Source organism: Streptosporangium carneum (genome assembly GCF_027922005.1).
Classification (GTDB): domain Bacteria; phylum Actinomycetota; class Actinomycetes; order Streptosporangiales; family Streptosporangiaceae; genus Streptosporangium; species Streptosporangium carneum.
In genome coordinates this window covers 20,883-29,133 of sequence record NZ_BSEV01000048.1, presented here as the reverse complement: position 1 = coordinate 29,133, position 8,251 = coordinate 20,883, and the positions used below count along the sequence as shown (strand labels likewise).

General features: G+C 70.6%; 6 protein-coding genes. 3 read left to right on the top strand and 3 right to left on the bottom strand.

Annotation, left to right across the window (positions count from 1 at the left end; all coding sequences use genetic code 11):
- Window positions 1-205 precede the first annotated feature (205 nt).
- Window positions 206-1,378: a dTDP-4-amino-4,6-dideoxygalactose transaminase gene (gene rffA / locus PKF00_RS42950; protein WP_271223554.1), complete on the top strand. Its 1,173-nt coding sequence runs from the start codon at window positions 206-208 to the stop codon at window positions 1,376-1,378.
- 110 nt (window positions 1,379-1,488) lie between these two features.
- Window positions 1,489-2,256, top strand: coding sequence for a methionyl-tRNA formyltransferase (locus tag PKF00_RS42945; RefSeq protein ID WP_271223553.1), 768 nt, complete (start codon window positions 1,489-1,491; stop codon window positions 2,254-2,256).
- Window positions 2,257-2,409: 153 nt separating this feature from the next.
- Here the strand turns inward: PKF00_RS42945 and rfbB are convergent, their stop codons facing one another.
- Together rfbB and PKF00_RS42935 are read right to left on the bottom strand one after the other, a co-directional pair.
- The gene (gene rfbB, locus PKF00_RS42940) at window positions 2,410-3,387 is read right to left on the bottom strand and encodes a dTDP-glucose 4,6-dehydratase (protein ID WP_271223552.1); all 978 of its coding nucleotides are present in this window, start codon (window positions 3,385-3,387) and stop codon (window positions 2,410-2,412) included.
- The gene (locus PKF00_RS42935) at window positions 3,384-4,451 is read right to left on the bottom strand and encodes a glucose-1-phosphate thymidylyltransferase (protein ID WP_271223551.1); all 1,068 of its coding nucleotides are present in this window, start codon (window positions 4,449-4,451) and stop codon (window positions 3,384-3,386) included. The genes rfbB and PKF00_RS42935 overlap by 4 nt, the downstream gene beginning before the upstream one ends.
- Before the next feature lie 354 nt (window positions 4,452-4,805).
- On the opposite strand from PKF00_RS42935, the gene PKF00_RS42930 reads away from it, so the two are divergent.
- Window positions 4,806-5,789, top strand: coding sequence for a glycosyltransferase family 2 protein (locus PKF00_RS42930; RefSeq protein ID WP_271223550.1), 984 nt, complete (start codon window positions 4,806-4,808; stop codon window positions 5,787-5,789).
- A 59-nt stretch (window positions 5,790-5,848) separates the two neighbouring features.
- Here PKF00_RS42930 and PKF00_RS42925 read toward each other — a convergent pair whose 3' ends face one another.
- The gene (locus tag PKF00_RS42925; protein WP_271223549.1) at window positions 5,849-8,065 is read right to left on the bottom strand and encodes a hypothetical protein; all 2,217 of its coding nucleotides are present in this window, start codon (window positions 8,063-8,065) and stop codon (window positions 5,849-5,851) included.
- Between the last annotated feature and the right edge of the window lie 186 nt (window positions 8,066-8,251).

Sequence of the window (8,251 nt, the reverse complement as noted above, 5' to 3'; positions counted from 1 at the left end):
TGTACTCCGCCGGCTGAGCCCGGTGAACGACGGTCGGCGCCGATCGGCGCCGACCGTCGTTCACCGTCGTGGGACGGCCGGCCGTCACCGCGGGTCCCAGCCATCCGGCTCGGCGTCCCGCGCAGCGTAAGACTTGCGCAATGGGTCGCCAATGGAGCGAGCGCGTGAGGAGAATCGCGAAAGCCGTTGGCTGTTTACTGCGGCCGTGAGCACAACTCGCCTGAACGCGATCGCCTTCAACCGGACGCATGTCTCCGACAACGAGCTCGGCTACCTCTCCGAGGCCGTGCGCGGGGGGGCCACCTGCGGAGACGGGCCGTTCACCCGGCGGGTCACCGCCCTGCTGACGGAGCTGACCGGGACGGGCCGCGCGCTGCTGACCACCTCCTGCACCCACGCGCTGGAGATGTCGGCGCTCCTGCTCGACCTGCGTCCGGGCGACGAGGTGATCATGCCTTCGTTCACCTTCATGTCGACGGCGAACGCCTACGCGCTGCGCGGCGCGGTACCCGTGTTCGTCGACTGCAGGCCCGACACCCTGAACCTGGACGAGCGGCTCGTCGAGGCCGCGATCACCGACCGGACGCGCGCCGTCGTGGTCGTCCACTACGCGGGGGTCGCCTGCGAGATGACGGCGATCGGCGACCTCTGCGACCGGCGCGGCCTGGCTCTCGTCGAGGACAACGCGCACGGCCTGGGCGGTTCGTACCGCGGGCGGCCGCTCGGCTCGTTCGGGCGCATGGCCGCCCAGAGCTTCCACTCGACGAAGAACGTGCAGTGCGGGGAGGGCGGCGCGCTGCTCCTGAACGACGCCGAGCTGGCCGGACGCGCCGAGGTGGTCCGGGAGAAGGGAACCGACCGCAGCCGCTTCTTCAGGGGGCAGGTCGACAAGTACCGGTGGATCGACATCGGTTCGAGCTACCTGCCCTCGGACATCCTGGCCGCGCAGCTGACCGCCCAGTTGGAGTCGTTCGACAGGATCCAGTTCCTGCGTCATTCCGTGTGGCGGTCCTACCACGAGGAGCTCGCGGGCTGGGCGGCGGGCAACGGAGTCTCCCAGCCCGTGGTCCCCGACGGTTGCGCGCATCCGGCGCACCTGTACTACCTGCTCCTTCCCGACCTGGACAACCGCCAGGCGTTCATCGCCCACCTGGCGGACAGGGGCGTGCAGGCGGCCTTCCACTACCAGCCGCTGCACTCGGCGCCCGCGGGCAGGAGGTACGGCAGGCCCGCCCCCGGCGGCTGCCCGGTCACCGAGGAGATCGCCGACCGGCTCGTGCGGCTACCGGTCTACCCCGACCTGGAGGAGGCCGACGTGGCGCGCGTGATCGACGCCGTCCGGGCCTACCGGGTGCGCCCGCGATCCGCCGGGACGTGACCGGCGCCCCCTGTCGCGGCCCCGCGTGTCCCGCCCGCCTCCGTCACACACGTCACCGCCCTTCGCGGTGACGGCGAACCTGACAGCACCTCACCGGTCAAGGAGCAATCGTGCGCGTCATCCTTTTCTGCAACGACCGAACCGGCCTGGAGACGGCGAGCTGGCTTCGCGCCCGGCCGGACGCCGACATCGCCGCCGTCGTCCTCAACGCCCCCCACCGGCGTCCGCGGCGGGCGGAGGAGATCAGAAGGCTGTTCTCCGACCTCGACAGGGAGGGCCTGGTCTTCACCGGCGACATGCTCGCGCTCCCGGGATTCCCTGACCGGATCGAACGGCTCGGCGCGGAGCTGGGCATCTCCCTGTTCTTCGCCCACATCTTCACTCCGGCGCTGATCGACGCCTTCCCCCGGGGGATCGTCAACATGCACCCCTCGCTGCTGCCCTACAACCGGGGACGGCAGCCCGCCGTCTGGTCGATCATCGACGGCACGCCCGCGGGCGTGACCCTGCACATGGTCGACGAGGGAATCGACACGGGACCGGTGCTGGCGCAGCAGGAGGTGGCGGTCCACCCGCACGACACGGGCAGCTCGCTCTACCGGAGGCTGGAGGACGCCTCCGTCGAACTGTTCCGGCAGTCGTGGCCGCTGTTGTGCGAGAACCTCATCACGCCGAAGGAACAGGACCACGCCCAGGCCACCGGACACCGGATCAGCGAGTTCGAGGCGCTCGCCCATCTCGACCCCGGCCTGACGACGACGGCGGGACAGCTGATCGACGTCATCCGCGCCCGCTGCTTCAACCGGGAGGACTGCGTACGGCTGCGCACCCCCGACGGCGGCACCGTCCGGCTGTTCCTCGAGCTGATCCCGGACTGACCCCGGGCCGCCCCGGCGGCCATGCCGCCCTCCCCCCGAACCCTCCCCGGCCGCTCCCGGCGTCGCCGGCGGATTACGGCGACCCCGGCGACGACCCCCGGCAACGGAGCACCCCGGCCCGCGTGACCGCGGACCGGGGTGCTTTCGCCGGGTCTACCGCGTCCCGTCCCGCAGCGGACGCCACCACGACTCGTTGTCCCGGTACCAGCGCACGACCTGGGCGAGTCCCTCGTCGAAGTCGACGCGCGGTTCGTAGCCGATCGCCCTGATCTTGCCGCTGTCCACCGCGTAGCGCCGGTCGTGGCCGAGCCTGTCCTCCACCGGCGTGACCATCTCCCATCCCACGCCGAAGGCCGCCAGCAGCCGCTCGGTCAGCTGCCTGTTGGTCAGCTCGACGCCGCCTCCGATGTTGTAGACCTCACCGGCGCAGCCCTTGTCCAGGACGAGCTGGACGCCTGCGCAGTGGTCGTCCACGTGCAGCCACTCGCGGACGTTGTGGCCGTCGCCGTACAGGGGGACGGGACGCCCGTCGATGAGGTTGGTGACGAAGAGCGGGATGACCTTCTCCGGGTACTGGTGGGGACCGTAGTTGTTGGAGCAGCGGGTCACCCGCACGTCGAGCCCGTAGGTGCGGTGGTAGGCCCGGCAGAGGAGGTCGGCCCCCGCCTTGGCCGCCGAATACGGGGAGTTGGGCAGCAGCGGCTCCTCCTCCGTCCACGCCCCCTCGGCGATGGATCCGTACACCTCGTCGGTCGAGACCTGGACGAAGGTCCGCACCCCCGCCTGGAGCGCGGCCTGCAGCAACCGCTGCGTGCCGTACACGTTGGTGACGACGAAGTCGCCCGCGCCGGTTATGGACCGGTCGACGTGCGTCTCGGCCGCGAAGTTCACGACGACGTCGTGTCCCGGCACCAGCTCGGCGAGGAGTCCCCCGTCGGTGATGTCCCCCTTGACGAAGGTGTGGCGCGGGTGCCCGGCGACCGGGCGCAGGTTCGCCGGGTTGCCCGCGTAGGTGAGCTTGTCCAGCACGGTGACGTGCGCGTCCTCGTAGCCGGGGTAGCGGCCGGACAGCAGTGAGCGCACGTAGTGGGAGCCGATGAACCCGGCGCCGCCGGGGACCAGGATTCTCATGCGCGCACCTGGATCTTGCTGTGGTCGCCGACCATGAGCTGGTGCATGTTGGGCACCCCCGTGGCGCGCGTCACCTCGACGTTCCTGCCGATCAGGGAGTAGGTGAGCCGTGAGACGCCGGTGATGGCGGAGTCGCCGAGAACGATGCTGTACTCCACCTCCGCGTCCTCGAGCGCGCAGCCCTCCCCGATCGAGGTGTAGGGGCCGACGTAGGAGCCGCTGATCTTGGTGTTGGCCCCGATGACGGCGGGTCCCCGGATCACCGAGTTCTCGATCACGGCCCCCTCGCCGACGACGACGCGTCCCGTTATCTCGGAGAACCCGTCCACCGTGCCCCTGACGTCCGGCTCGATCCCCTCCAGGACGATGCGGTTGCACTCCAGCATGTCCTGCAGGCGTCCGGTGTCCTTCCAGTAGCCGCCGACGAAGTGGGAGTGGACCCGGTAGCCGTGGTCGATGAGCCACTTGACGGCGTCGGTGATCTCCAGCTCGCCCCGCGCGGACGGCCTGATCGCCCTGACCGCCTCGTGGATGGCGGGAGAGAAGGTGTAGACCCCCACGATCGCGAGGTCACCGCGAGGGTTCTCCGGCTTCTCCTCCAGTTCGGTGATCTCACCGTCCGGCCCGAGCTGGGCCACTCCGTAGAACTGCGGTTCCGCGACCCTGGTGAGCAGGATCTGGGCGTCGTGGTCGGCCTCGTTGAACGCGTCGACCAGGTCGGTGATGCCGTCGACCAGGAAGTTGTCCCCCAGGTACATCACGAAGGGCTCGTCGGCGAGGAACTCCCTGGCGATCAGCACGCAGTGCGCGAGGCCCAGCGGCGCCTCCTGGGGGATGTAGGTCACCTCCAGGCCGAACTGCGAGCCGTCGCCGACCGCCTCCCTGACCTCGTGGGCCGTGTCGCCGACGACGATCCCCACGCTGGTTATGCCCGCGTCCCTGATCGCCTCAAGTCCGTAGTAGAGCACCGGTTTGTTGGCGATGGGAACCAGTTGCTTCGCCGAGGTATGGGTCAGCGGGCGCAGTCTCGTGCCCTTGCCGCCCGCTAGGACGAGTGCCTTCACCGCTATTTGAGCCTTTCCGCGAAGAACGCATGGCCGTGCCGGCCATCTGTCGGCTCGAATTTATGCGGCATCGGAATTGCCAGCCGCGCACCGTCTTCCGCTTTTGTAGAAGAATAGGAGACGCGTTGCCATGCCTATGGTCCCCCTGGTCGCGAAAGGCCCATTTCCGGTGAACGGCAGATATGCGACGTGATTCCTTCGAGGAGCCCCGGGTAAACTTCCGGCCCGAAAAGCGGAATATCCCGCACGGACGCCTCTGCTTTTCACCTCGACCATGCGGCGGCGTCCCGGGATCGCGGTCCTCCGACGGTATAAATGAACCACAGCAGGCCGCCGGAAACAATCGGGGGATTAATGTCGGTGTCGGTCGTCATCCCGTGTTATCGCTCCGCGCGAACCCTTCCCGCGCTGGTCGCCAGGCTCACCTCGGTCATGCGCGGCCTGTCCGTGCGGCACGAGGTGGTCCTCGTCGTCGACGGGAGCCCCGACGACACCTGGAGCGTGGCCGAGGGCCTCGCCCGTGACGTCGAGGAGGTTCGCGCGATCCGGCTGTCCCGCAACTACGGCCAGCAGAACGCCCTGGTCGCCGGGATCAGGGACGCGAAGCTCGACGTGGTCGTCACGATGGACGACGACCTGCAGCACCCGCCCGAGCAGATCCCGCTGCTGCTCGCGGCCCTCGAGGGCGACCGGCTCGACCTGGTGTACGGCGTGCCGCACGAGGAGGAGCACGGAGTCCTGCGGAGCCTCGCCTCCCGGTCGGTCAAGGCGTGCATGGCCGGGGCCCTCGGGGTGGACGGCGCGCGGACGCTCAGCGCCTTCCGCGCCTTCAGGACGCGCCTGCGCGACGGGTTCGAGGACCTGGCCGGGCCGCAGTTCTCCGTGGACGTGGCGCTCTCGTGGTCGACCACGCAGGTCGGCTCGGTCCGCGTGCGCATGGACGAGCGCCGCCACGGCCGGTCGAACTACACCCCGCGCCTGCTGGTCCGGCACGCGGCGAACATGCTCCTCGGATACAGCACGGCTCCGCTCAGGGCGGCAAGCTACCTCGGCTTCCTCGCGGGAATCGTCGGGCTGCTGCTGGGCGCCTCCGTGCTGTGGCGGTTCGCCACGGGCGACACCACGGTCGCGGGCTTCACCACCGTCGCCACCATGGTGGCGCTCTTCTCCTCCGCGCAGCTGATCGCCATCGGAGTGCTGGGGGAGTATGTCGGGCGCGTGCACGGAAGCGGAATGGGCAGGCCCGCGTACGTGGTCAGGGAACGCGCCGGGTCCTCCGGCGTGTTCCCCGACGCTCCCGCGCACGCGGGAGCCGTGTCCGGGGCGGACGAGCGCTGACGCGGGGGGCCGTCCCGTCCGCCGGACGAGGCGGCCCCCGTGCCGGGACCTGCTCGGCGTCAGGCCGGGTTGTCCGGCACGCGGTAGAGGGCGTAGTCGCCGGAGCGGAACCTGAGCTCGGCGTGGTCCCCGAGCCTCGCCCCCGGCGGCACGCGCCTCTCGTCCGCCAGCAGCCAGCGCACCCCGTAGCGCTCTCCCAGCACGCGGATCGCCGACGGTGACGCACTGAAGGCCTCGTCGTTCAGCCGGATCCGCTCGCCGTCCCAGAACGGCGTGCGCTCGGGCAGCTCGCCGGGACGCCAGCGGCCCATGTTCGTCGCCGTGTACGTCCACCCCTCGACCAGGAGACGCCTTTCCGACAGCCCCGCCGCCCAGAACTGGCGGCTGTCACAGGGGTTGTCGTACCCCCAGCGGCAGTGCCCGTTCGTGGCGACCAGGTCGTCGGGATCGGAGTGGGCGCGCAGCCACCGTGCGACCTCGACGATCCCGCGCGGGACCGCCGACTCCGCCACCGGTTCGATCTGTCCCGCGGCCGCCGTCCCGCCCGCGCCGGGCAGGACGCGCGCGAACCAGGCCGCGGGCGGCCCGGCGGCGGCGAACACGACGAGCGCGAAGGCCCAGGCCTTCAGGCTGCCGCGCCTGCCCAGGACCAGCGGCCCCGCCGTGGCCAGGGCGACGGCTGTCACGAGAGCGGCTCCCACGAGGACGGCGTAGGGAAGGTACAGGACCCACTCCGGCTCGCCGGGGGCCAGCGGGGTCCTGACGCCGCAGAGCGCGCGGACCAGGCAGGCCGCCGCCGTCCCCGCGGCGACCGCGTGGACCACGGTCCTCGGCGACAGCTGCGCCCGCCGTACGAGCACGATGATTCCGTGGACGGCGACGATCATCAGGTAGGGATGGGCCGCGGAGAAGAAGTAGAGCTGGGCCAGGTGGGGGTGGCCGAGCGCGAGCACTGTGACGAGGCACACCACGCCCATGCCCAGCGTCAGGACGACGGCGGGCCCGCCGAGCAGTCCCGGCCTGCACAACAGCCCGAGTCCTCCACACCAGGCGACGGCCAGGCAGGTCAGGTACAGCGCCGTGACGCCGAGCACCGAGGCGAGTGAGGGCTCGGCGGTGACCGGTCCGGTCAGTCCCGCCCAGGTCCTGCGCATCATGGAGAGAGGGTCGACCACCATCGCCTGCCGCGCCCCGCCGAACAGCACCAGCTGCGCGTAGAGGAAGCAGGCCGCGGTCATCCCGAGCGCGAGGAGCGCGGGCCACGGCGTCCTGCGCCGGACGAGCGCCTCGGTCGCGACGACGGCCGCGAGCCCTCCGCCGAGCAGGGGCAGGAAGGTGGCCTTCGCCCCCATGACCGCCACGAGGAACACCCCCAGCAACAGCCATCTGCCGACGTCGCGCCGCCGCTCGAGAAGGTCGAGGAAGACCAGGACGACGGGGGCGAAGAACATGGCCCCGAAGGTCAGGCTGGGCCCTGTCCAGGACGAGAAGCCTCTCCAGGTGAACGTGCCGACGTTCACGCCCAGGTAGAGGTTCGGCGCCGTCATGAAGACGGTACCCGCGAGGGCGACCGCGGCTCCGGTCCACGAGCCCGTGACACGCCTGCCCGCCATACCCAGCAGGACGACGAGCACGGCCAGCATGGGCACGACGCCCAGCCGGAACAGCAGCACCAGCGGCTCCACTCCCGTCACCCAGCTCGCCGCCGCGAAATGGGCGTAGACGAACCAGTGGTAGAAGAGGGCCTCCCCGTCGGCCATGGGCATCCTGGGCGGCATGTGGTTCTTCAGCTCGCCGATCAGGGCCAGGTGGTACGGCATGTCGAGGTCGGCCCCCGCGAGGGAGGGCCAGCCGAGGGTGCTGCTCCTGAAGAAGGTGACCGCACCGAGGGCGACCAGGCAGCTCACGACCAGCGCGAGGAACCACGACCACCAGCGGGGCGCCCCGACCGTCGCGCGGGACCGGCTCCTGTAGTGCCTTCGCAGCCGGGGGACGGCGAGGAAGACCGCGTAGACGCCGATCGGCCATGCCAGCACCAGCAGCGGTGCTCCCACGGCGCGGGCCGCGACGTAGGCGAAGATCTCGAGGGCGTAGCCGAGCGCCGTGCCGAGAGCGATCTCCTCGGCCGTCGTACGGCTGCCGCCGTACAGCGCCCTGATCAGCAGCACCCCGGGAAACGTCAGGCACAGCACGACATAGACCGCGAAAAGGCTTGTCTCTGCTACGGAAACCCCGAAACGGCTCAGCACGGCCACGCTGAACGACGCCACGAACACGGCGGGCAGCCACTTCGCCGCCGCACGCCGTAGTTCGTGACCGCTTACATGCCTTCCGGGTCCTCCGCGCGGCGTGGTCGCCGGAGGGCCGGGCGGGGCAGGCGGAGCCCCCTGCACGGGCGAGCTTGTGTCCATGCGCGTAAGCCTGATAACGCGGAGGCCACCGGCGCGCCTGGACGCAGCCCG

Bases quoted from the DNA above. Each gene is read 5' to 3' on its own strand.
- rfbB (WP_271223552.1), bottom strand. From the start codon at position 3,387: ATGAGAATCCTGGTCCCCGGCGGCGCCGGGTTCATCGGCTCCCACTAC.
- PKF00_RS42930 (WP_271223550.1), top strand. From the start codon at position 4,806: ATGTCGGTGTCGGTCGTCATCCCGTGTTATCGCTCCGCGCGAACCCTT.